The sequence below is a fragment of the Macellibacteroides sp. genome (assembly GCF_050251695.1).
Taxonomy (GTDB): domain Bacteria; phylum Bacteroidota; class Bacteroidia; order Bacteroidales; family Tannerellaceae; genus Macellibacteroides; species Macellibacteroides fermentans.
Window position 1 is genome coordinate 1 of record NZ_JBFWMI010000017.1, and the last position, 24,364, is coordinate 24,364.

A 24,364-nucleotide genomic window follows, 5' to 3' on the forward strand; every position below is an offset into this window, starting at 1 on the left:
GACATCTGGCCAGATGGGTTACAGCCAAGTTCAAGCGCTTCAAGGGGAAACCCTATCGGGCTTACTACTGGCTGGGAAACATCTCCCGGAAAGAGTCTAAACTCTTTTACCACTGGCAGTGGGGAGTGACTCCAACAGCTAACAGTAAATGGTAATCTTATAAGACTGAATTAGAAGAGCCGTGTGATGGGAGACTGTCACGCACGGTTCTGTGAGAGGCTTGAGCTGAAATGCTCAGGTCTACTCGACTGCTGACAGATATAAAAACCTCATCTGTCATTGGTTATACCTCTGCCATACAGGTGGTTGGGCGCTAAAAATGATGGATAACAGATGGTTTTGCGAAAATCAGAAATAATGACCCGTCCTGAAAAATGTTGACTGCCCAGGTCAGTCCTGCTATACCTTTACTTTAATCCTTACAGGAATTGACCAAGCTTATACCGGAATAGTCGCCTTAAGTTCGAACCGGGTGAACAAAAAAAGAGTCTGAAACAATGTTTCAGACTCTCTACTTTGCACTGGGTGGAAGACGGGATTCGAACCCGCGACACCCTGAACCACAATCAGGTGCTCTACCACTGAACTACAACCACCATGTTTTCTTTAAGACGGTGCAAAGATAGGGATTATTTCTAATCTTGCAAAGCTTTTGCTCGTTTTTTTACTTGTAAATTGCTTTTTTACCTGCAAGCAAGGTATTTCTCATAAGAGAAATGATGGTCATAGGTCCTACCCCACCCGGTACTGGTGTGATATACGAACACTTAGGTGCCACTTCATCAAACTTAACATCGCCTGTTAGCTTGTATCCGCTCTTGGTTACGCTGCTTGGCATACGGGTAGTACCCACGTCAACAATAACAGCCCCCTTCTTGACCATATCTTCTTTAAGAAATTCAGGAACTCCCAAAGCAACGATAATGATATCTGCAGCAAGACACATCTCCTTCAGATTTTCCGAACGACTGTGACAAACCGTTACGGTACAATCGCCCGGATATGCTTTCTGCATCATCAGCGTAGCCATGGGCTTGCCTACAATATTGCTACGGCCAAGCACTACACAGTGTTTGCCTTTTGTTTCAATGTTGTATCGCTTCAATAGTTCCAGTATGCCGGCCGGTGTAGCCGAAACAAAACATGGAAGGCCAATTGCCATACGCCCTACATTGATAGGATGGAATCCATCCACATCTTTGCGATAATCTACTGCTTCGATAACCTTCTGTTCCGATATATGTGCGGGTAACGGCAATTGAACGATAAATCCGTCTACATCCGGATCATTATTCAACTCGTCCACCTTACGAAGCAATTCCTCTTCGGTAACGTCTTCTTCGTAGCGGATCAGCGAAGATTTGAATCCAACCTCTTCGCACGTTTTCACCTTACTGGCTACATACGTTTCACTTCCGCCATCATGTCCCACCAAGATGGCAGCCAAATGAGGAACTTTACCTCCGTTAGCCTTAATCTGGGCTACTTCTGCTGCAATTTCTTGTTTCATCTGGGCTGCAACAGCCTTTCCATCCAATAATTGCATCTGTTGTTCTTCCATATTATATTCTCCTTTTGGTGTTATCTTCTCATTGAAGGCAATTTCTTGCTACCCGGCTTCATGGCTGTCATCATCTTCATCATCTTGCGGGTTTCATCAAATTGCTTGATTAATTTATTTACCTCCTGAATGCTGGTACCACTTCCTTTAGCGATACGGGCACGACGGGATCCGTTTAAAATAGCAGGGTTGGAACGCTCGGCCGGAGTCATCGAATAGATTATCGCTTCGATTCCCTTAAAGGCATTATCGTCGATATCAATATCTTTCAATGCTTTTCCAACACCCGGGATCATGGATGCCAGCTCCTTCAGATTACCCATCTTCTTGATCTGCTGAATCTGAGAAATAAAGTCGTTGAAGTCAAACTGGTTCTTTGCAATTTTTTTCTGCAAACGCTTAGCTTCTTCCTCATCGTATTGCTCCTGAGCTCTTTCAACCAACGAAACGATGTCACCCATACCCAGGATACGGTCGGCCATACGTTCGGGGTGGAAAATATCAAGTGCATCCATCTTCTCGCCCGTACCAACAAACTTGATAGGCTTGTCAACAACCGAACGAATAGAAAGTGCGGCACCACCTCGTGTATCACCATCCAACTTAGTAAGAACAACTCCGTTAAAGTCGAGACGTTCGTTAAATTCCTTAGCGGTATTTACTGCATCCTGACCGGTCATGGAGTCTACCACAAACAAGATTTCGTCCGGGTTAAGGGCTTTCTTGATCGCAGCAATCTCGTTCATCATTTGCTCGTCGATAGCTAAACGGCCGGCGGTATCCACGATTACAAGGTCGTGTCCTTTAGCCCGGGCCTCTTTTACTGCATTCAACGCAATCTGAACCGGATTTTTACTATCTATTTCAGAATATACAGGTACTCCGATCTGTTCACCAAGAACCCGCAGCTGCTCGATAGCAGCAGGACGGTATACGTCGCAAGCAACCAATAACGGATTTTTCCCTTTCTTGCTTTTAAGCATATTGGCCAGCTTACCGGAAAAGGTTGTTTTACCCGAACCCTGCAAACCAGACATCAAGATAACAGCCGGAGAGCTTTTAAGTTCAACGTCGATTGCCGTACCACCCATCAAACGGGCCAGCTCGTCGTGAACAATTTTCACCATAAGCTGACTTGGCTTTACGGATGTAAGCACATTCTGTCCAAGTGCTTTCTCTTTTACTGTATCGGTAAATTGCTTGGCAACCTTGTAGTTCACGTCAGCATCCAACAATGCTTTACGAACATCTTTCAGGGTTTCGGCTACATTGATCTCGGTAATCTTACCCTCACCTTTCAACAGTTTAAACGATCGGTCGAGTCTCTCACTTAAATTCTCAAACATAATCTATTATATTTTATTTATTTTTTTTCTTACTAAAGCGCAAATGTACAAAAAAGGGATGGAATCTCTATATCTTTTTATGTTGCCAACGTCCTTTTTTCAAATATAAGTAACTGAATGCAAGCAAACCTGTGTAATAGACAATTTCTGTAGTGAAACAGATTTCAACCGGTTGCTTAAACACCATCCCCACCAGATAGATGTATACTCCGTAAAAGACCAGCGTAATTGTTTCCATGGTAAGTGCCGAACGGGTATTGCCGGTTCCGGTTACACCACTAAAAAAGATACTTCCGACGGAGCTGATCAGCATCGCAGCAGATATCACGTAGATAGATGCATAAGAATCGGCTATCAGCAGCGGATCATTGGTATATACAGACAAGATAAGTTTAGGAAAAAGACAAACCACACTTGCAAATACAGCCATTATATAAAAAGACAGCTTGGATATTTTAGCAATTACACCCATAACCTGGTCTGTTTTACCGGCTCCTATCGTGTTGCTGACAAATGTATTGGTCGTTGTTGAAAGGGCACTTACCGGAATTACCATTACCACATAGATACTTCGCACAATATTGGCGATGGCCAGATCCCGCACTCCGATCCGCTCAACTACAACAAAAAACATAAACCAACTTCCCATGGAAAAGAAATACTGCATCATGGTGAAAATGGATATGTTAAGCACCCTGCCGAGTAATGCAAAATCGAATGAAGTAAGCCTGTTGAGTCCGTACTTATTCCTGTTTACGGTAAGCCGGGTATAGATTACAAAGAAAAGGATGGATCCTCCTTCGGCAACGACAGAAGCTATAGCCGCCCCTTTAATACCCATTGCCGGAAATCCTAAATGACCGAATATAAGCACATAGTCCAGAATAACATTGGTAACAGCCATTACAACGGCATTCATAGTAAGTACCTTTGTGCGGGTAATCCCCACATAAAATGCACGGTACATTACGTTTACAAATGAGAAAAAGAATCCGAATACACGCCAATCAAGAAATTCCATGGTTGCACCTCGTACCTGTTCGGACGAGATAAGCAGACTTATTACGTTTTCGGCATATAGTTTGGATAAGGTAAATACAATCCCGGCCAACAAGAATAGAAATACAATTCCCTGAATCATTACCGGCCCCACATCTGCATATTGCTTTTCGCCATTCCTGCGGGCCATCACTATTTGTGATCCGGTACTGAATCCGAAGGCAATCGTATAAATACAGATATAGAAAAGTCCGCCCATAGCTGCCGCACCCAGCTCCACTTCCCCTACTCTACCAAGGAAAGCGGTGTCTGTTACGTTTATCACATTCTGAGCCAGCAGACTCAAAAATATCGGATAACTTACATTCCAGATTTGCTTATTAGAATACATAATTTGTTTTTGTTTCATCATAACAAAAAAAGCCCGCTGTGTAAGGGCGAGCTTCTTTGTTTATCTGTTCATTATATGAATCAACTGTTTTTTCAGACTAACTTATTGGTCGCGGTGTCCGGAAAAACAACAGCTGGTCTGAATGTTTTCGCCTCTTCAAAATCCATTAAGGCGTAAGACATGATAATAACCACATCTCCCGGCTGCACTTTTCTGGCTGCGGCTCCATTTAAACAGATCACACCTGTTCCACGCTCTCCTTTAATGATATAAGTTTCAAAACGTTCGCCGTTATTATTATTCACAATCTGAACCTTTTCATTTTCAATCAGGTTGGCTGCATCCATCAGATCTTCATCTATGGTGATGCTACCTATATAATTGAGGTTGGCTTCAGTTACGGTTACTCTGTGAATTTTTGATTTTACTACCTCTATAAACATTGTTTTAATGTATTGTTCAAACCCTTAGTACTTGATATTGTCAATTAAACGTACCTCTCCACAATAAACGGTAATACATCCTACCGGATAAGAGGTGTCGGACCAGTTCTCAATTGATTCGAGCGTATTTCCATCCACTATTTCGAAATACTCGACTTCCATTTCAGGAACTGCATTAATAGTGGATACCACATAATCAAGCACTTCCCTGACGCTCTTTTCGGGTACAAAGGTAATACTTTCTTTCAATGTACGGGCAATAACAGGTGCTTTTTGGCGCTGTTCGGGTGTAAGACGTGTATTCCGGCTGCTTAAGGCAAGTCCGTCAACTTCCCGCTGAATAGGGCAGTCCACTATTTCAACCGGGATATCAAGCTGCTTCACCATGGCACGGATTACGGCAATCTGCTGAAAGTCTTTTTCCCCGAAATAGGCCACATCCGGCTCAACAACGTAAAATAACTTGCTCACAATCTGAGCCACACCATTAAAATGGCCCGGTCTGCGGGCTCCTTCCATCACCTGAGATACTTTCCCAAAATCGAAAACCCTCGTGTCTGGCTCCGGATACATTTCTTCTACCGTAGGTGCAAATACATAATTACACCCGGATGATTCCAATAACCGGCAATCGTTTTCCAGGGTTCTGGGATAAGTCAGTAAATCATTCGGATTATTAAACTGTGTTGGATTTACAAACACACTAACTACGCATATATCATTTTCTGAAACGCAGCGGTTGACCAGGCTCAGGTGTCCTGCATGCAAAGCTCCCATTGTAGGAACAAAACCAATTCTTTTGCCTTTTTGCTTATCTTCTGCAAGATGACAACGCAACTCATTAATACTGTTTACTATTTTCATCATTTAGACGCTTAATGAAGGTGCAAAGCAAATAAATAATTACCGGATATGAAAGTAAAGCGGCATTTTTATACAGAGGATTATTGATAACTCGCTAAATGATGGACAATTAAAGGATGTTTTAATTTTCATCAAAAATCATTCATCGGAAACCTTTGATAATTAACCGTTTTTTTTTACTATCTTTGTACCGTTTTAAAATATATGTTTATAGAATGGATGCAAAAAAGATCTTGTTTATTACTCAAGAAATTACACCTTATCTTCCCGAATCTGAAATTGCAACGATTTGTAGAAATTTGCCGCAAGGAATTCAGGATAGAGGCCGCGAAATCAGGACATTCATGCCTAAGTTCGGAAATATTAACGAACGACGCAATCAACTTCATGAAGTAATACGTCTTTCTGGAATGAATCTTATAATTGATGACACTGATCACCCGCTGATTATTAAGGTTGCATCTATTCAGTCTGCCAGAATGCAGGTTTACTTTATCGATAACGACGACTTCTTTCAACGGAAATCGACCGTAATCGACGAGGCTGGCAACGAATATGAAGACAACGACGACCGTTCCATATTTTATGTACGTGGTGTACTTGAAACTGTAAAGAAATTACGCTGGATCCCGGACCTGATTCATTGTCATGGATGGATGTCGGCCCTTACCGGACTTTACATCAAACGTGCCTATGCAGATGATCCTTGTCTTCGTAATGCAAAAATTGTGTATTCAATTTATGGCGACGATTTTAAAGTTCCTTTCCGCAACGATTTTGGAAAGAAACTGCAAATGGATGGAATAGCAGAAAATGATTTGCGTTCTATTAAGGAGGATGCAAGTTTTGTTTCGCTTGCCAAACTGGCCATCGATTTTTCGGATGGTGTTATACAGGGAAGCGAGTCCATCAACCCGGAAATCAGTAAGTATATAGAATCAAATAAACAAATCCCGTTTCTCCCTTACCAGTCACCAGAAACGTATCTTGATGCATTCAACTCGTTTTATGATGTAGTATTGGACAAAAATCAGTAACTATAATGAAAATCAAGCTTTTTATACTAGGACTTGGTGCAACCGCATTGTCAATGATTGGTTGTGATGATGATCTGAACCTGGTGGGTTCCTCGATTCAACCGGATAGCGATAAGATTGCCGTATTTACGGATACCTTTTCGATGTCAGCTTCAACGGTAAAGGTCGATTCGATCTTTGCTAAAAGTGTAACCGGGTTATTAGGACAGATTTATGATCCGCTGTATGGAAATCTTAAATCGGATTATATTTGCCAGTTTTATTGTCCGGAGAATTTTAAATTTACACATACACCTATCAATGGAGTGATCGACTCTGTAGATTTACGTATAACTTACTATTCTTCTATCGGTGATACCCTTACCCCCATGCGTGTACAGGTATACAATGTTGATAAGCCTCTGAATAAGAATTACTATACCAACATGAACCCGGCCGATTATACGAATATGCAGACCTCTTTGGGTATGCAGACCTATACAGCGTATGATGCAACCGTGTCTGATTCGATTCGTGGCATAACCAATACGGATGACGCAAACTACTACGTACCTCACGTATCGGTTCGACTCACCAAATCTGTCGGACAGAATTTCTATAATGAAACGGTGAATAACCCGAATTCATTCAAAAATCAGGAAAACTTCAACAAGTTTTTCCCTGGCCTATATATCACTACTACTTTTGGTAGCGGTAATATATTGAATGTATCCAATACTACCTTCAGTATGTATTACAAATATACTGCAACTGTAAAGGGTAGCGCCGGTCAGGATTCATCTTATGTTGCCCAGGGTGTTGAACGTTTCAACACAACAAAAGAGGTTATTCAATTGAATCACATTGCGAATTCAGGACTGGAAACAATTCTGCAACCCAATAACGATTATACCTATTTGAAAACCCCAGCCGGTGTTTTCACGAAGCTTACGATCCCTGCTTCCGAAATTATCAAGGTTATAGACGGACGTATTATTAACAATATGCCGCTTACACTAAAAGCAATGCCACAGGAGAACTGGAAATATGCGTTGGCTCCTCCTACCAATTTATTGTTAATTCCGGAAGATTCAGTCAAGACTTTCTTTGAAAACAGAAGCATTGAAAACAATGTTACGTCCTTCCTATCCGACGATTACGATGCAGCCAGTCGTCAATATAACTTTAAAAATATTTCATATATATTAAAGAATCAGATAGAAAAGGCTCCGGATAAAGATCTTCAACTATTGGTTGTTCCGGTAGAAAGAGTAAAAGGTAGCTATGGATCTTATTACGGCGGCACTAACAGTTTTTATACAATCTCGTTAAATCATTACTTGTCGCCCTCCGGTGTAAAGCTTCGTAAAGATGCTGAAAGTATGAAAATACAGGTTGTAACTAGCAAATACAATAAATAAGCTACTTCAGAATAAGCAAAAAAGGCGTTTCTTTTATTAGAAACGCCTTTTTTACTATATAATGTATGTTGTGTTTAAATTATCCTAGTTTACTTATCTTACGTAAGCGGTCTTCATCGATAATCTTAATCTTCCTTCCGTCTAAAGCAATTATCCGTTCGGTAACAAAATTAGATAATGTACGAATGGCATTGGATGTTGTCATATTCGACAAGTTGGCCAAATCTTCTCTTGAAAGATAGATGCTAATCGTAGCTCCGTCTTCTTCCAATCCATAACTATCCTGCAAAAACAACAAAGATTCTGCCAAACGTCCGCGAATATGTTTTTGTGTAAGATTTACAGTTCGTTCGTCTGCAATACCCAGATCGACAGAAAGCTGACGGATAAAAAACATGGCCAGTTCAGCATTTGCCATAATCAGGCTGGTAACCACAGTCATCGGAATGAGACAAACAGTTGATGCTTCGAAGGCAGATGCATTGGTAAGATATTGCTCCTGAGCAAAATTAGCACGATATCCGAAGTATTGCACAGGTTTAATCATCCGTATAATCTGACTTCGCCCGCCAACTCCTTCTTTAAAGATTTTGACTTTGCCTTTTAATAAGCACATCATATCCTTAGGCTCATCACCTTCACAATAAATCAACTCATTCCGCTTAAAATGCTGAACGATTGCATTATTGCGGAGAATATCACGTTCCTTATCGTTCAATACTCTCCATACCTCTGATAAACTAGCCGAAAAATCGACTTCTTCTTTTTGATGCTTTACCACGATACTGCTTTATAACATACTTGTGAAGCACAAATATAGAATTTTATTTGAAAATAAAATAATAAATACAACAAATAATTTTATTTAATAAATTATTATAGCACCTTTTCTTTTCTTTAGAAAAGAAAATCATTAAGTTTGTTATAATTTGATTTTTCAGACTCTTATGCATCTATATAGATACATCTATCTATTTCTGTTTCTGGCAGGGAATATAGTTTGGAGTACTTATTCCTATGGAAAAGGTTTTGCCTATAGAGTTTGTGATGACCCGGTTAAAGAACAGATGGCCGACTCTATAATGTACCTGGTTGGATTAAATGCCGAAATGCATAAAAAAGCTCTTTCCAACTATGAGGCCGAAGTATACATAAAAGGTCATTCCGAAATTCTAAAAAGCAACGCGCTCATGCGCTACGTTCCTAAGCTATTTCCGATTGACAACAAAAACAAAGAAACGTTTTTTGAATTGCTGGCTAATACCCGGTTTGTTTCTCCCAACCATTTTTATCACAAGTTTAATGCTATAAACGGCAATAACATACCTTCTAACAAACAAATTAGTGAAGTCCTTAAATTCTTAAGTCTAAACGTAAATTCTGAAACAGCTTACGACGAACTGATTATAACTCCCGTAGGCACTCATGCTTCCAAATATTACACCTACTGGGTCGACGGGATTGAAGAAACAGACACAAGCCGGATTTTCAAGATTTGTGTTATGCCGAAACAATGGAGTCAGAAACTCATTTGCGGCTATCTGTATATAAGAGACAATCTTAATTCAATTGAAAAACTCGATATAAACGGTCGGGTTTCTTTCGCAGAGTTTAATTTGATTATCGACTTTAATAAATTATATCAGCATCTGTGTCTGCCTAATACAGCATCACTTAATCTACGTTATAAGGCATTAGGCAATTCAATTGAGTGCAACTATAAAATAAATTATGACTTTAAATCGGTTTCGTGGACCGAAATCGAAAACATTGCAGATGTGGAATCTGAACGAACGCTTGATCTTTCAAACTATTACCATTTTGAAACCGACACCATTCCTGTAGTAAAGGATACATTATATTGGTCGGCAAATAGGAAAAGCAAATTAACGGTAGAGGAATCCATATTATTAGCACTACCCCTGAACGAAAAGAAAATTACAGCCGACTCTACGGCTATCCAGAAATATCTAAAACTGACCGAAACTCTTACAAACTCGATGAGGTTCGACATACACTCAACCCGAATGAAGTATTCCGGAATACTCAACCCATTTATGTTTGGATATACAAAACTGGATGGAATAAGTTTCCGGCAACAACTACGGGTTAGTAAAAGGCTTAAGGATGACCGGCAAATACGCTTTCGTCCTGAAATTGGGTTTGTATTCAAGAGAAAGGAGTTTTTCTATAAGTTGGCAGGCGACTGGGTTTATGCTCCTGAGAAAACAGGAACATTAAGTCTGACCTTTGCAAACGGCAACCAGAATTACTCGTCGGAAATTACAAATCAGATTAAAGAACTGGTAAAAGATTCAGCTTTTTCATTCGACAATCTGAATCTTAAATACTACAGAGACTATTATGCTGACCTGCGAAATAAGATTGAATTACTGAATGGATTGCAACTGCATAGCGGACTTACATTCCATCACCGAACACCTGTCACCAATGGAAAAAAGCTACTTAACGAAGGTGAAATTATTGATGTGATTTACGACAATTACAATGATTTCGTTCCGTATATCGGGTTATCCTACACCCCCTATCAGTACTACCGGATGGATGGCAGACTAAAGGAATATGTTCAATCCTGTCTTCCAACCATTTCAGTCGAATATGCCCGAGGCATACGAGGCGTACTGGGAAGTTTGAGTGATTATGAACGAATAGAAGCAGATATTCAGCAGGTTATAAACATGGGACTTCTCAAGCGCTTTAATTACTATGTTAGTGCCGGATTCTTTACCAGACAAAGGTCTGTTTATTTTGCGGATTTCCGTTATTTTACCAGACGCCACTTTCCCGACTCATGGAACGACAGAATCGGAGGCGTGTTTCAATTACTGCCGGGAGAATGGTACAACGCATCCAATTCCTATGTACAGGCACATGTAATGTATGAAAGTCCGTTTATCCTTATGCATCTGTTAAAAAAAGAGGCTTCCAAGCATATCTTTACAGAGCGGCTGTATTTGAGCCAGCTTTTCACGCCCTATCTCCCAAGCTACACTGAAGTGGGTTATGGAATTGGTAATCATCTTTTCAATATTGCAGTGTTTGCAGGATTTGAGAAAGGAGAATACCAACGCGCGGGTTTCCGTTTTGCTTTTGAATTATTTCAATGATTGCTCAAGAGGTCTTACAAACAACACTCCGTTATTGTGTTTGATTCCCTCAACGTAGGCTTGAATGGAAATAGGATTTACAATCACTTTTTTGGCAGTTAACGAAGCATGTATAAATGTCAACATCCCGTCCTTATGAAGTGCAAAACCCACATGAGACACGTCCAATCCTTTAATTGTTGTGACAAAGCAGACCATATCTCCGCTTTTTACCATCCCGGATCTTTTATCGATATCGGATACAGGAACATAATAATGTGGCAGAGCGTTTACCGCTTGTTCTTGTTGTCTAATCTTGTCTGTTAGCTGAGGATTATTTAAAAGCTGTTTGTACTTATCGGCATTAGTCGACATAAAATATAAATTTACAGGCAATATCGCCCCTCCGAGTTGTTGTGAGATATCCTTTACAAATCCCCGTTTTTCGTTTGTCTGAATCCAGTCTGTCGTATAATGCAACCTCGAACTGTAATCTTTTATCTCTTCTCTATATCGTATCCGTTTCAAATTCATACAATACGTTTGGAAAGAGGGGTTTTTATCTTTTCGGGTGTATGAAAGAGCCAGGACCGATTCAACAAAGGTAGTACAGTCAAATTCACGAAGATTTACAACCAGTTGTTCCGGCGTCTGTTCCAGGGTTGAGGCAACATAGGGGGTGCCTTCAAAATATAAGGCTGTCTGCACCACTAAATCTTGCAATGGAAGATCCTTGTTTACATCCATCGCCTGCATACACTTCTCGAAAATAAGAGAATCTGAAGGCAAATAAACTACCTTAGCGGCGGTCTGAACCGTAACGGACAACAGTACAAATACAATCTTAAGCAAATTCATATCTTACTCTTTTTAGTGATAATCAGACTTTGGCCTTAAGCAAATCCTCCAGCTTTATAAGCTCATCACGAAATTGTGCAGCTTCAAGAAAATCAAGATTTTTAGCTGCTTCCATCATCTGTTTCTTTGTTCGTTCAATCGCTTTTTCAAGCTGGGCTTTGTTCATATATTGAACCACCGGATCTGCAGCCAGACTTGGTTCTGGCTCAATGTAAGCGTAAGGCTCCACGCCTTGAAGCTGCTTTTCGCCTAAGAAAGAGCCTGTATTCTTAACAATCTGCTGAGGAGTAATGCCATGCTTTTCGTTATATGCCAATTGTTTTTCGCGTCGACGGGTAGTCTCATCCATAGTTTTACGCATACTGTCTGTAATACGGTCTGCATAGAAAATTACTTTCCCGTTTATATTACGGGCAGCACGACCGGCTGTCTGCGTTAATGAACGATGGGATCGTAAAAAGCCCTCTTTATCGGCATCCAGAATGGCCACCAACGAAACTTCCGGTAAATCCAGGCCCTCTCTCAGCAAGTTAACACCGATAAGCACGTCGAACAATCCTTTGCGTAGGTCATCCATAATTTTAACACGCTCCAACGTGTCTACATCGCTATGAATATAATTACATCTCACGCCCATTCTACCCAGGTAAGCCGTAAGCTCTTCAGCCATTCGTTTGGTCAGCGTAGTAACCAGCACCCTCTCATCAATGGCAGATCGTTTTGTTATCTCTTCCATTAAATCGTCAATCTGATTCAATGTGGGACGAACCTCAATTATCGGGTCCAGCAGACCGGTAGGCCGAATCAACTGATCAACAACAACACCCTCTGATTTTATCAGTTCATAATCGGCAGGTGTAGCACTTACATATATTGCCTGAGGAGTAAGCGATTCAAACTCTTCGAATGTAAGAGGGCGGTTGTCCAGTGCAGCCGGTAACCTAAAGCCATATTCAACCAGATTTTGTTTTCGGGATCTGTCTCCGCCGTACATGGCCCTTATCTGAGGGACGGTGACATGACTCTCGTCTATCACCAACAAAAAATCTTTCGGGAAATAATCCAGCAAGCAATAAGGTCGTTCACCGGCATTTCGACCATCGAAATAACGGGAATAGTTTTCAATACCCGAACAATGGCCCAGTTCCCTAATCATTTCCAAATCAAAGACAACCCGCTCGTATAAGCGTTTTGCCTCATAGGGTTTACCGATTTCCTTAAAATATTCAACCTGTTTTCCAAGGTCCACATCAATCTGACCGATAGCTTCGGCCATTCGTTCCTTGGATGTTACAAACAGATTGGTTGGGTAGACATTCAATTCTTCCTGCTCATCAATTTCTCTGCCCGACAGTGGGTCGAAGGATGAGATACGATCGATTTCATTTCCCCAAAACTCAATACGGTAAGCAACCCCATCGAACGTTTCAATTGCCGGGAACAGATCCACAGTATCTCCATTAACACGAAAACAGCCGCTTTTGAATTCTACCTTGTTGTTTACATAAAACGCATCAACAAAACAACGCAACAAAGCATCCCGGTCTATTTTCATCCCTCTGAAAACATGTGTCACTTTAGAAGCAAAAGCTGTTGGGTCTGCCATACCATACAAACAGGATACAGAGGATATCACAATGATGTCTTTACGCCCCGAAAGAAGGGAAGCGGTAGTTCTTAATCGTAACTTCTCAATCTCATCATTTATTGCCAGATCCTTTTCTATATAAGTATCTGTTGTGGGAAGGTAGGCTTCAGGCTGATAATAATCATAGTAAGATACAAAATACTCCACCGCATTATTAGGGAAGAAGCTTTTAAATTCACTATATAATTGTGCAGCCAGGGTTTTGTTATGACTTAGAATCAAGGTAGGTTTCTTTACCTCCTTGATTACATTCGCAATCGTAAAAGTTTTACCCGAACCCGTTACACCCAAAAGGGTCTGAAAAGGCACACCTTCTGTAACTCCGTTAGATAACGCAGCTATGGCATCAGGCTGATCTCCGGTAGGCGAAAAGATTGAAGAAAGTTCAAAATCCATTAATTCTCTTTAGGAATAACAATCCAACAAACAATGTACATCAAGAAACCTGCAAACACAGTAAATAGGCTTAACAGTATATAACCGATACGGACCATCGTAGGATCCCAATCAAAATAATCGGCTATACCGGCACATATTCCGGCAATCATACCATTGTTAGAACGGGTAAGTCTTCTTTTTTCCATTTTAGTAAATCTAAATATTCTATTCTTGCAAATTTATTAATTAGTTTCAGATTCATGTAGACAATATCCATATTTTTATATGGAAAACCAATAATTTACTTTAATCATAAATGTATTTCTGGCAGGCAGACCAAACATCCGATCCAGATTGTCTCCCCAACCATTAATTACACTGCTTGCCCGATCGGACATTCTATGCTCCCATACAAAAAAGAGCGTTGATCCCGGAAGGTATTCCCATCGAGCTACGACATTAGATCGGAACTCATTGAAACTAAAGTCGGGTTTTCGGAAATTAAAGACAGGTACTCCCTCTTTTTCAACCGAATAGATATTGTTTGAAAGCTTCAAGCTGGCAGGATCGATAGGTATGCAACGTTCCGAATAGGTAGATGAAGTGGTATTATCCGCTACTTTGAAGTCGCTGAATGTTGCAGTTGAGGTAAATGGTGATCCGTAAAGCTGCAAGGATATATCAGGTGTAACATTTACCTGAAGCTTCATGGTTAAACCATAGGTTTCCTGACTCATATGCCCCATCACATAGTATGGGACAACAGGACGGATGGGCAAAATCTGATTTCCCAACGGCACGGATGAACTTACGTATTGTAAGTTATCTTTGTTCCAGGCATAATCAAACTGACTGGAAAGATAAACATGGTTTCCTAAACGGAATGTAAAAGCAGGACTTATTTTGTTGGCCGAATTGTATCCGTCTGTATTATGTGTTCCTTCGTAAGTCATTGTAAACAGCACCCTTTTTGCTTTATCCGTATTTATTTTCAGATAGGTATTGAAACTGGGGTCGAATCTCATATCCTTACCTCCACGCAACATACGACTATCAAGCATGTTCCAGACCCAGGTCTCCTTAAAATCTATTTCATACCGTTTCATTGTCATACTCTGCCATCTTAAGGATGCAGTATTCAATACTGACTCTCCCCCATAATTCCATCGGTTTCTTTGAGTAAGCGTAAAGGTATTGGATCTGAACATCTTCCAGTTGGTAGTTTGACGATACCCTATTTCCGATTCATTTTCATAAAAATCCGCCTCTTTAAGATAACCAATGGCATTTAAATCAAAACCAGGAGATGTCCAACCGACGGTTTCGGAAAAAAACCATTTTGCATTTCCTTTACGACCTACTTTCAGATATCCTCCCGTACCATTTAGTGAAGTACGCCTGGAATCTACTCCCAGATAAGATTGCGCTGATTCTCTTTGGTAATAGTGTACCGGATTCCGTTGAAGCAGACTGATGGCATTTTCAGATCCATTTACTGAGCTGTATATTCCCTTAAAGTCAATGTAATACAAACGGTTACTAAAATATTGAACAAAATCGATCCCGGCCGAATAGGCATTGCTGAACAGAATCTCTTTTAAAGGCGAGTCTTCCATGAAACGGTTGACCGACGTTACCATTCCTCCCAACAAGGTATTACCCTTCCAGTTTTTTTGAACCCGGGCAACGGAATAATTTGTGAGCGGTTCCACCACTTCTTCCGTTTCCATTCCATTACGACTTACTTTGGCTGATGAGCGGGCCGTAATACTTTGCAGAACACCCATGGTTAGTCCATGCCTGTTTGTTCCGGTAAGCTTTAGTGCCCCCAAAATAGGTACATTCTCTTTTGTTTCGGTAAATGAATTTACATTATCGATTCCGGAGGGTGAGTATGAAGGTGATCCGCCAATTCTGCGTGTATAGAACATCATATCATTACCACTGGCAAAATCGAGAATATGTTTTCCTTCCAAAAAGAAAGGGCGCTTCTCGTCGTAAAATGTCTCGTATGCAGTCAGATTCATTACAGAAGGGTCCAATTCAACCTGTCCATAATCCGGATTGATTGTCATATCCAGCGTAAAATCAGACAAGGCAAACTTTGCATCCATCCCTATATTTCCTTTCCAACGGTTACCTGTTTGATAGGGACTTCCGGGAACTACCGGTTCGCTGGTAAACTTTCCCATCGTATAAGGCAGAAATTCTATTCCACGGGCTTTGGGTAGTTCTGTCATCTGGTGTACCTCACCAAATGAAAACACATGGCCGTTATTCTTTAGCGGAATCATACTCCAATTCTGAACTTCATTATTACGACGGATAATCCGTCGGATGTGCAATCCCCAAATCCCTTCTTCGGACAGTTGATTGTAGCGAAGCTGACTAAATGGAATTTTTAATTCGGCCGACCAGCTGGAGTCTGCTTTGTTTACCGAAGTCTTCCCTTCCCAAACAGCATTCCAACTCAAATTAACGTTTAGTTTATCGGTTACAACAAGATCTGTTTTATTTCCTCCGGCATTGATATTGAACTCCGGAGCGGCCCGAAAGTCGTGGTAAGTATCAAAGGCAATACTTACCAGATCGCCCAAGCTGTTATCGTCGCGGTTTCCAATAAATTGATTTATCTTTTCGGGAACAGCGTCTTTACAATAAATTCCAACATAAATAAATTTATCATCGTAAAATAATTTGGCTTTTGTAGGGGATAAAGAAATGACCCTCTCGAAAGGAGAAACCTGTACAAACTTTTCAGTCCACACACCTTCCTCCTGCCAGAGAAGATCATTCAGCATCCCATCGATAACGGGTTTATTGTCTGAGATTTTCGTTGCGTAATATACACGTTTATATGCTTTATCAAAAGGCACTACAGAATCTTGTTGTGCATAAGCAGATAAAAAGCAAAAGAGGCTAACAATTATAGATATGCATTTCATGTGATTTCGTCTAAAGAATGGACGAAGATACATAAAACAATTATTACATCAAACAAGCAGACACTTTCTTTCTATCAGTTTGTTGCGTTTCGAATTCGGAACCCAGAGCAGCACTTCCCATCGGTACATTTTCGTTTCGGTACACCATCTGGCTAAAAACGGTACTTCTGGCTGATGTGTGGAATTCTTTCGCTCCTGTTTCCTGCTCGATCTGTGCAATATTGTTCTCCCTTACTCCGCAACCCGGCATAATAATTATACGTTCACCGGCCCTTTGTACCAACTCAGCCAATAAAGGAATTCCCTTTACAGCATCCTGCTGCTGTCCTGAAGTGAGGATTCTGTCACATCCTGCAGTAATAATCTGCTCCAAAGCTTCAAATGGATCCCTGCACACATCGAATGCCCTGTGAAATGTTACCGACAAAGGCTTGGATGCCGCCACTAATTTATTTAGTAATGGAACATCCACATCTCCTTCTTTTGTGAGGCATCCGAAAACAACGCCATGTACTCCAAGCTGTTTCGCCAATTCAATATCATACAACATGGATTGAATTTCTGCCGGAGTATATAAAAAATCACCTCCTCTGGGTCTGATAATGACATTTATATCAATATGGGAAGTAAGCTCCTTAGCCATTCTGATTTCACCATAACTCGGAGTTGTACCTCCCTCCGGAATACCGGCACATAGTTCAACCCTTGCCGCCCCCCCGGCTTCTGCTTCCACGCAACTTGCCGCAGAATTTGCACAAATTTCAAGAATCCTTTTCTGATTCATATTCTATAATCTGATTTAAATAATATCCCCGTCTTATGAGAGGACGGGGACAAACAATCTATTTTATTTTACCGGAAGAATTTCAATCCAATAATTATCCGGGTCATTAATAAAGTAAAGCCCCATGGATGTGTTTTCATAACATACACATCCAAGCTCTTTATGGTATTTACGGATTTCATCGTAATCGCCTTCCACTCGCATACACAAATGGCTCTCATTTTCTCCAAGTTCATATGGTTCTTTCTTGTCTCTTAACCAGGTAAGTTCCAACAGGAATCCTGTTGTTTCTTCGCCGAGGTAGACCAGAATAAATGAACCGTCGGATGCCACTTTACGTTTTTTTTCTTTCAGGCCCAAAGCCTTTTGGTAAAATTCAATACTTCTCTCAAGATCAAGAACATTGATATTGAAATGATCAAATCTGCTTTTTATCTCCATAATTCTATTTAATAGTTTAAAATTCAAAACTTTCTCCCGGTTTTGTAATCATTACAAACCGGACATCCTTCATGCGTGCGTATGCAGCAAATGCATTTGCTTTATCATATTTGAGTCCAAAATGCATGGGTGCAAAATTCTTTACAGATATATAATCTGTCAACTGTTCCGCCCCCCGCATGTAATCTTTTCCCAACCGGGGATCAACCGGAAACATGGCCATATCAATTAAAGGAACATTCTTGGCTAGATACGACAATTCTTTCAAGTAGAAATCTTCATATTCGGCCGACTCCTGAGGAGTTGACTCTTCATTCCAATGCCAATTATTTAAATCTCCGGCATGAAATATCCGCTTCCCTCCTACTTCAATGTAAAACGACACGCCCAAATCGGTGGAGCCAAACGCCTCAATCTTCAACAAATCATCCTGATAAGTTTCTCCTTTGTTTAAATAGACAGCATCCGTAGCAGATGCTTTACCATCTACCAGAATATCCTTCGAAAAGATATAGTGAATATCCGGTCTGTTAATTTTCCAGGATAAAACTTCGGGCGTGAAATGATCACTATGCCCGTGTGTTGAAAGCACATAAAAAGCGCCCGGACGATTCAGAAGAATATCCTGAACAATTTTACGACCTTTTACGTCTGACTGATCTTTATAAAAGTCGATTAAAATTGTATAATCGTCGCCCTCTATCGCATAGCAACTGTGATAAATATATATTAATTTCATCTTCATTAAATTTATTTTCTGCTTATAAAACCCCTTTCAAGTAAATTATGTTCGCAGCACACACAAATTACATCAACATCATTTACTCTTATTATCAGATTATTACATATTATAACACAAGTTGTGCATACAAAAATACAGCATTTAATGCAGAAATCCACCCTATACAACAAAATTGCAGGAATATTTGGATTGTTAAAATATTATACTACCTTTGCACTCGCTAAGAAAAAAAGCAATGCCTCTTTAGCTCAGTTGGCCAGAGCACGTGATTTGTAATCTCGGGGTCGTTGGTTCGAATCCGACAAGAGGCTCAAATAATTTTTATTGTAGGGCAGTTACCAGAGTGGCCAAATGGGGCTGACTGTAACTCAGCTGACTTCGTCTTCGGTGGTTCGAATCCATCACTGCCCACAAAATTTCAGAACCATGCATTCATTAATGCATGGTTCTTTGTTTATAGTATCAGCCCAAATAGTACATTTGTAAAAATAAATTGACGGTCAATGATGACAAAGGATAAATACATAGGCCATTTGTTGATTTTTATGGTAAATATTCTGTTTGCTATAAATATCACCATTTCCAAATCATTACTACCCATACACGTCACCCCTTTTGGCTTAACCCTCTTGCGTATGCTGTTTGCATGTGTAATGTTTTGGCTAACGTCTCTTTTCTTGCCTAAGGAACATGTCCCCAAAAAAGATCTTGCCTTGCTCTTTTTCTGTTCGATGACAGGGATTACCATCAATCAGGGATTGTTCATATACGGTCTTACAAATACCTCGCCAATCGATGCGTCGATCATATCGACTGCTTCTCCTATTTTTGTTATGGTATTGGCCGCAATCATCCTGAATGAACCTATTACCCGGATGAAGGCTTTCGGGGTATTGGTTGGCGCAACAGGAGCAATCGGGCTTATCTTGGCTTCAGGACAAGTGGCTTCCGGTAAAAGCAATCTGCTAGGTAATATGTTGTGTATGCTAAGCTCTTTTTCATACTCCATATATCTGGTTATCGCCAAACCCATTACTAAACGCTACTCGTCTGTCACAATAATGAAGTGGATGTTTCTTTTTTCAACCCTTGTTATATTTCCATTTACTTACGACGACCTTATTGAAACGCCTGCATTTCATGGAACTATCAACAGTCAATATATTTTGTCAATTCTTTATGTCCTGTTTTTTGCAACCTTCATCCCTTATCTGTTAATTCCCATCTCATTGAAGAGGATACGTCCCACAACCATGAGTATGTACAATTACATACAGCCCTTAGGCGCATCCATCATAGCCATCATGGTTGGTCAAGACACATTTTCGTTGGTCAAACTCATTGCGGCAGTATTTGTTTTCTCAGGCGTCTACCTGGTAACACAAAGTAAAAGTCGCGATGATATAGAAAGAAGTATTGCTTCAAAAAACAGGAAAAAGTAAGCAAAAAGGCAACTTTACAAACAAAACATCAAGTTATTTCCCTAAAAACGCTTTCAATTGAAAAATTATCACTAATATTGCCGAATAAATAATAACGAATTCAATCGAACAGAAAATAATGATTGCAACTTTTGCATACCATACCTGGGCATTGACAATGACCCCTTAGGGGGGAAGAATCTACATATAAGCATACGCAGCAACCACGTTCTGCGATGTTGCAATCCTTAGTATTGCATCTCTTTTTACCGGCATGCCCGGTCCTTTCAATCTAGAAATATAAATTAAATACGTCATACCGATGAAAGTATTAAAATTCGGCGGAACATCCGTAGGTTCCGTGAATAGCATTTTGAGTGTGAAGAAGATAGTAGAGGCTATTGAAGAGCCTGTCATTGTAGTTGTTTCCGCTTTAGGAGGAATAACGGACAAATTACTTGCCACCTCAGCTATGGCATCGAAAGGCGATGTTGCTTACGAAAAAGAATTTTCAGAAATTATCTCCCGTCACCTGGATGTGATAGAAGGAGTAATACCAGATATAACTATACGCAAGGAAGTTCAAAAACAGACTATGTCCTTGCTTGACGAACTTGGAAACATCTTCAGAGGGGTTTATCTTATCAATGATTTGTCGGCCAAAACTTCCGATACAATTGTAAGTTACGGAGAACGGCTTTCGTCTTTGATTGTATCAAATGTGATAAATGACGCTGTGTTATTCGATTCACGTAAGTTTATTAAAACAATCAAGCAGTTTAACAAACACATTGTTGACTTCGACCTTACGAACGCTCTTATCAAAGAGACATTCGCCTCCTTACCTAAAGTATCCTTAGTTCCTGGTTTTATATCAACAAGTAAGGAAAATGGAGAGATAACAAACCTGGGAAGGGGTGGTTCGGATTATACTGCTTCTATTCTGGCAACAGCATTGGATGCCTCCATTCTTGAGATCTGGACGGACGTTGATGGCTTCATGACTGCCGATCCGAGGGTTATCAGCTCGGCATATGTTATTGATCAGCTAACCTTTATTGAGGCAATGGAGTTGTGTAACTTTGGAGCCAAGGTTATATATCCTCCAACAATCTACCCCGTATATCATAAAAATATACCGATCCGAATCCGGAATACGTTTAATCCGGACGCGCCTGGCACATATATCTCGAAAGAAAAGCCGGCCAACGAAAAACAAAAATCAATTAAGGGAATTTCCTCTATTAACGACACTTGCCTGATTACTGTACAAGGATTGGGTATGGTTGGTGTAATTGGAGTAAACTACAGGATATTCAAAACGCTTGCCAAAAGCGGCATAAGTGTTTTTATGGTATCGCAGGCCAGTTCGGAAAACAACACCTCATTTGCTGTTCGCAACGCAGATGCGGAAGTGGCAGTAAAGGTGTTGAATGAAGAGTTTGCATTAGAACGTTCGCAGGGTGAAATCAATGATATTGAAGCAGAAACCGATCTGGCAACCGTTGCAATTGTAGGCGAAAACATGAAACGCACACCCGGTATTGCCGGCAGACTGTTCGGAACGTTAGGGCGCAGCGGTATCAGTGTTATTGCTTGTGCACAAGGAGCATCCGAAACAAATATCTCATTTGTAATCAAAGCAAAACACCTTCGGAAAGCCTTAAACTCTATTCACGACTCCTTTTTTCTGTCGGAATACAAAGTGCTGAACCTGTTTGTAACCGGAGTTGGAATCGTGGGTGGCAGTCTGCTTGAACAAATAAAAAACCAGCGGGTAAACCTGATGGAACAAAACGGACTTAAACTGAATGTTGTTGGGATAGCCAACACCCGGAAAGCATTGTTCTGCAGAGAAGGTCTGGACCTTACCAATTGGCAAGACGATTTAAAGATGAAAGGTCTGGATAGTTCGCCGGTAAAACTTTGTGAAGAGATTCTTCAGATGAATATATTTAATTCAGTTTTTGTGGATTGCACTGCTAGTCCGGATGTTGCAGGGCTTTATGAAACATTGCTAAACAACAATATATCTGTGGTTGCGGCCAATAAACTGGCTGCATCATCATCATACGACAATTATTTTAAACTTAAAGAGATTTCCCGCCACCGTGGCGTCAAATTTCTCTTTGAGACCAATGTTGGAGCTGGACTTCCCATCATCAATACGATGAACGACCTGATCAACAGCGGCGATCATATTCTAAAACTGGAGGCCGTATTATCAGGAACACTTAATTACATATTCAATACCCTGAGTGCAGATGTACCGTTGAGTACAGCCATCCGAATGGCAAAGCAGGCAGGATATTCAGAGCCAGACCCACGCATTGACTTAAGCGGTAAAGATGTAATACGTAAATTGGTTATTCTGGCACGCGAAGCCGGTTATAAAGTAGAACAAGCCGATGTTGTAAAGGATCTGTTTATTCCTGAGAAGTTCTTTGCCGGTTCATTGGAAGATTTTTGGAGTAGCATTACCGAACTGGACGCTGAGTTTGAAGAAAAAAGACAATATCTGGAAAAAGAACACAAGCGTTTCCGTTTTGTAGCTTCCATGGAAAAGGGTAAATGCCGTGTGGGACTACAGGAAGTAGACAGTCATCATCCCTTCTACGAACTGGAAGGGAGCAATAACATAATCATGATTTCCACGGAGCGATATCACGAATATCCCATGATTATTAAAGGTTATGGAGCCGGAGCCGATGTTACGGCAGCCGGTGTGTTTGCAGACATAATTTCCATAGCCAATATTCGTTAATAAATCAGGAGGAAAGGGTACATTATGAAACACATAGTTATTTTAGGCGATGGAATGGCTGATGAGCCAATTGAAGCCCTGGGAGGTCTTACTCCCTTACAAGCTGCTGATACACCTTACATGGATAAATTGGCCGCATTAGGAAGAAATGGAAGACTAAAAACCGTACCGGATGGCTTTCATCCGGGAAGTGAAGTAGCCAATATGGCGGTTTTAGGATATAATATGCCAAAGGTTTACGAAGGCAGAGGGGTTCTTGAAGCTGCCAGCATAGGTGTAGAGTTGCAACCGGGCGATCTTGCCATGCGTTGCAATCTAATTTGCGTTGAAGGAGAGATTCTTAAGAATCATTCGGCCGGCCACATATCTACTGAAGAGTCGGACGAGCTGATTAAATTTCTGAATCAGGAACTGGGAAGCGAACAGGTGGTATTTTATACCGGCGTATCCTACCGCAATCTATTGGTGATTAAGGGTGGTGACAAACGTTTGGATTGTACTCCCCCCCACGATGTCCCTTTACGTCCGTTTCGTCCATTGCTTATTAAACCGGAAGCTCCCGAAGCAAATGATACAGCCGAATTATTAAACAACCTGATACTTAAATCTCAGGAAATACTCAAAGATCATCCGGTAAACCAACGACGAATTGCTCTGGGTAAAGATCCCGCCAACAGTATCTGGCCCTGGTCTCCGGGTTACCGTCCCGCCATGGAAACCATGCAGCAGATGTATGGTTTTGAAAAAGGGGCTGTTATATCGGCAGTCGACCTCATCAGAGGTATCGGCGTATATGCCGGATTGGAGGTTCTAACTGTCGAGGGAGCCACAGGATTATACGACACCAACTACGAGGGAAAAGCAGAAGCTGCCTTGCAGGCGCTGAAGACAAACGACTTTGTCTACCTGCATGTGGAGGCAAGCGACGAAGCTGGTCACGAAGGGGATGTAGATCTAAAAATAAAGACTATCGAGTATCTTGACAAGCGGGCTATCAAACCCATCTTTGAAACACTGCAGACATGGGATGAACCGGTGGCAATAGCTGTTTTACCCGATCACCCCACTCCATGTTCAATTCGGACGCATACTAACGAGCCTATCCCATTTATAATCTACAAGCCCGGACAAACACCCGATGCAGTACAACGCTACGATGAATATGCGGCTAAAGAAGGATATTACGGAGAGTTGAAAGAGGATGAGTTTATGCGTGAATTTCTTAAAGACTAAAA

General features: G+C 40.8%; 19 protein-coding genes and 3 tRNA genes. 8 read left to right on the forward strand and 14 right to left on the reverse strand.

The genetic code is table 11. The features are described from left to right. Nucleotides 1–523: 523 nt before the first annotated feature. From AB7E53_RS04225 to panC, 6 genes are all read right to left on the reverse strand, one after another. Nucleotides 524–597, reverse strand: a tRNA-His gene (locus AB7E53_RS04225). Between the two features lie 67 nt (nt 598–664). Continuing rightward, nucleotides 665–1,561 carry a bifunctional methylenetetrahydrofolate dehydrogenase/methenyltetrahydrofolate cyclohydrolase FolD gene (gene folD / locus AB7E53_RS04230; RefSeq protein WP_079681827.1) on the reverse strand — a complete coding sequence of 299 codons (897 nt, stop codon included), beginning with the start codon at nt 1,559–1,561 and terminating at the stop codon, nt 665–667. 20 nt (nt 1,562–1,581) lie between these two features. Next, nucleotides 1,582–2,907: a signal recognition particle protein gene (gene ffh / locus AB7E53_RS04235; RefSeq protein WP_079681826.1), complete on the reverse strand. Its 1,326-nt coding sequence runs from the start codon at nt 2,905–2,907 to the stop codon at nt 1,582–1,584. 67 nt (nt 2,908–2,974) lie between these two features. Next, nucleotides 2,975–4,297 (reverse strand): MATE family efflux transporter, encoded by a 1,323-nt coding sequence (locus AB7E53_RS04240; protein WP_179399254.1) that lies wholly within the window; start codon nt 4,295–4,297, stop codon nt 2,975–2,977. A 92-nt stretch (nt 4,298–4,389) separates the two neighbouring features. After that, a complete protein-coding gene (gene panD / locus AB7E53_RS04245) occupies nt 4,390–4,740 on the reverse strand; it encodes an aspartate 1-decarboxylase (protein WP_068178639.1) in 351 nt (116 codons plus the stop codon). Nucleotides 4,741–4,764: 24 nt separating this feature from the next. Further along, nucleotides 4,765–5,604 (reverse strand): pantoate--beta-alanine ligase, encoded by an 840-nt coding sequence (gene panC / locus AB7E53_RS04250; protein WP_446774390.1) that lies wholly within the window; start codon nt 5,602–5,604, stop codon nt 4,765–4,767. Nucleotides 5,605–5,819: 215 nt separating this feature from the next. On the opposite strand from panC, the gene AB7E53_RS04255 reads away from it, so the two are divergent. Next, nucleotides 5,820–6,641, forward strand: coding sequence for a glycogen/starch synthase (locus AB7E53_RS04255; protein ID WP_079681825.1), 822 nt, complete (start codon nt 5,820–5,822; stop codon nt 6,639–6,641). A 5-nt stretch (nt 6,642–6,646) separates the two neighbouring features. Then, nucleotides 6,647–8,041, forward strand: coding sequence for a DUF4270 domain-containing protein (locus AB7E53_RS04260; protein WP_446774357.1), 1,395 nt, complete (start codon nt 6,647–6,649; stop codon nt 8,039–8,041). A 79-nt stretch (nt 8,042–8,120) separates the two neighbouring features. On the opposite strand, the gene AB7E53_RS04265 is transcribed toward AB7E53_RS04260, so the two are convergent. Then, a complete protein-coding gene (locus AB7E53_RS04265) occupies nt 8,121–8,822 on the reverse strand; it encodes a Crp/Fnr family transcriptional regulator (protein WP_079681823.1) in 702 nt (233 codons plus the stop codon). Nucleotides 8,823–8,988: 166 nt separating this feature from the next. Between AB7E53_RS04265 and AB7E53_RS04270 the strand changes: the two genes are divergently transcribed. After that, complete coding sequence (locus tag AB7E53_RS04270; protein ID WP_446774358.1) at nt 8,989–11,169, forward strand: DUF5686 family protein; 2,181 nt, start codon at nt 8,989–8,991, stop codon at nt 11,167–11,169. On the opposite strand, the gene AB7E53_RS04275 is transcribed toward AB7E53_RS04270, so the two are convergent. The 7 genes from AB7E53_RS04275 to AB7E53_RS04305 form a co-directional block, all read right to left on the reverse strand. Next, nucleotides 11,158–12,006, reverse strand: a complete 849-nt coding sequence (locus AB7E53_RS04275; RefSeq protein WP_446774360.1) for an N-acetylmuramoyl-L-alanine amidase-like domain-containing protein — start codon at nt 12,004–12,006, stop codon at nt 11,158–11,160. The two genes, AB7E53_RS04270 and AB7E53_RS04275, sit on opposite strands and share 12 nt — an antisense overlap. 22 nt (nt 12,007–12,028) lie before the next feature. Next, a complete protein-coding gene (gene uvrB / locus AB7E53_RS04280; RefSeq protein WP_079681820.1) occupies nt 12,029–14,050 on the reverse strand; it encodes an excinuclease ABC subunit UvrB in 2,022 nt (673 codons plus the stop codon). Then, entirely contained in the window at nt 14,050–14,238 is a 189-nt protein-coding gene (locus AB7E53_RS04285) for a PspC domain-containing protein (protein WP_350456006.1), read from the reverse strand. The genes uvrB and AB7E53_RS04285 overlap by 1 nt, the downstream gene beginning before the upstream one ends. Nucleotides 14,239–14,313: 75 nt before the next feature. Further along, nucleotides 14,314–16,977, reverse strand: a complete 2,664-nt coding sequence (locus AB7E53_RS04290) for a DUF5916 domain-containing protein (protein WP_446774362.1) — start codon at nt 16,975–16,977, stop codon at nt 14,314–14,316. 43 nt (nt 16,978–17,020) lie between these two features. Beyond that, on the reverse strand, nt 17,021–17,761 hold the full coding sequence (locus AB7E53_RS04295; protein ID WP_446774364.1) for a copper homeostasis protein CutC: 741 nt from the start codon (nt 17,759–17,761) through the stop codon (nt 17,021–17,023). Between the two features lie 63 nt (nt 17,762–17,824). Beyond that, a complete protein-coding gene (locus tag AB7E53_RS04300; protein ID WP_079681816.1) occupies nt 17,825–18,202 on the reverse strand; it encodes a VOC family protein in 378 nt (125 codons plus the stop codon). 16 nt (nt 18,203–18,218) lie between these two features. Then, nucleotides 18,219–18,941, reverse strand: coding sequence for an MBL fold metallo-hydrolase (locus AB7E53_RS04305; RefSeq protein ID WP_446774366.1), 723 nt, complete (start codon nt 18,939–18,941; stop codon nt 18,219–18,221). Nucleotides 18,942–19,181: 240 nt separating this feature from the next. Between AB7E53_RS04305 and AB7E53_RS04310 the strand changes: the two genes are divergently transcribed. From AB7E53_RS04310 to AB7E53_RS04330, 5 genes are all read left to right on the forward strand, one after another. Then, a tRNA-Thr gene (locus AB7E53_RS04310) sits at nt 19,182–19,255 on the forward strand. A gap of 18 nt (nt 19,256–19,273) precedes the next feature. Continuing rightward, nucleotides 19,274–19,355, forward strand: a tRNA-Tyr gene (locus AB7E53_RS04315). A gap of 92 nt (nt 19,356–19,447) precedes the next feature. Next, nucleotides 19,448–20,386 (forward strand): DMT family transporter, encoded by a 939-nt coding sequence (locus tag AB7E53_RS04320; protein ID WP_446774368.1) that lies wholly within the window; start codon nt 19,448–19,450, stop codon nt 20,384–20,386. Between the two features lie 301 nt (nt 20,387–20,687). Then, a complete protein-coding gene (gene thrA, locus AB7E53_RS04325) occupies nt 20,688–23,129 on the forward strand; it encodes a bifunctional aspartate kinase/homoserine dehydrogenase I (protein ID WP_446774370.1) in 2,442 nt (813 codons plus the stop codon). 24 nt (nt 23,130–23,153) lie between these two features. Then, nucleotides 23,154–24,362, forward strand: a complete 1,209-nt coding sequence (locus AB7E53_RS04330) for a cofactor-independent phosphoglycerate mutase (RefSeq protein WP_079681813.1) — start codon at nt 23,154–23,156, stop codon at nt 24,360–24,362. Nucleotides 24,363–24,364: the final 2 nt, after the last annotated feature.